1 protein-coding gene is annotated in these 938 nt (G+C 67.4%); it reads left to right on the forward strand.

The window, feature by feature from the left end:
• A partial coding sequence (locus ON29_RS04240; RefSeq protein ID WP_040864826.1) for an AMP-binding protein occupies positions 1-938 on the forward strand: 938 nt, incomplete at both ends.

Below are 938 nucleotides of genomic sequence, written 5' to 3' on the forward strand. Positions count from 1 at the left end.
CACCGCATGGAACGACACCGCCCATCCGGTGGATTCCGCCGCGACACTGGGATCGTTGCTGCGCGGGACCGTCGCGGCGACGCCGGGAGCGGTCGCGCTGGTCGCGGACCTGCTCGACGGCGAACGCGTCGAGCTGAGCTACGCCGAACTGTCGGCCCGGGTGAATCGACTAGCCCGCTACCTGATCTCGGTGGGTGTCGGTGCCGAGAGCAGGGTCGCGCTCGCGTTCCGCCGATCGGTGGATCTGGTGGTGGCGATGTACGCGGTGGCCGAGGCCGGTGGGGCGTACGTACCGATCGACCCCGACCAAGCCACCGAGCGAACCGACTACATCCTCTCCGCCGCCGCCCCGGTATGTGTGTTGAGCAATACCGAGTCGGATTTCGATACCGACGTCGCGCCGGTGGTGCGGCTGGAAGACCTGGAATTGAGCGCGGTCGCCAGCGTGCCGATCACCGATTCCGAGCGCGTCACGCCCGTTCGGCCGGAGAACACGGCTTACGTCATCTTCACGTCGGGTTCGACCGGGCGTCCGAAGGGCGTCGCGGTGCCGCACTCGGCGATCGTGAACCAGTTGCTCTGGAAAGCGGCCGAATTCGAGCTGGCCGAGGACGACTCGGTGCTGCTGAAGACGGCGGCGACGTTCGACCTGTCGGTGTGGGAGTTCTGGTCGGCCGCGGTATGCGGTGGCCGTCTGGTGATCGCCGCGCCTGAGGGCCATCGAGATCCCGGGTATCTCAACGATTTGTTGGCGCGCGAGTCGGTCACCACGTTGCATGTGGTGCCGTCGATGCTCGACGCGCTGCTCGTGCGCCGGGCGACCACGGACACCGGGGCCTGGTCGCCGCGACGGGTGTTGGCGATCGGTGAGGCTCTACCGGGTTCGGTGGCTCGGCGGTTCCTGCGGGAGAATCCACGCACCGAGTTGTTCAATCTGT

The organism is Nocardia exalbida NBRC 100660 (assembly GCF_000308575.1).
Lineage (GTDB): Bacteria > Actinomycetota > Actinomycetes > Mycobacteriales > Mycobacteriaceae > Nocardia > Nocardia exalbida.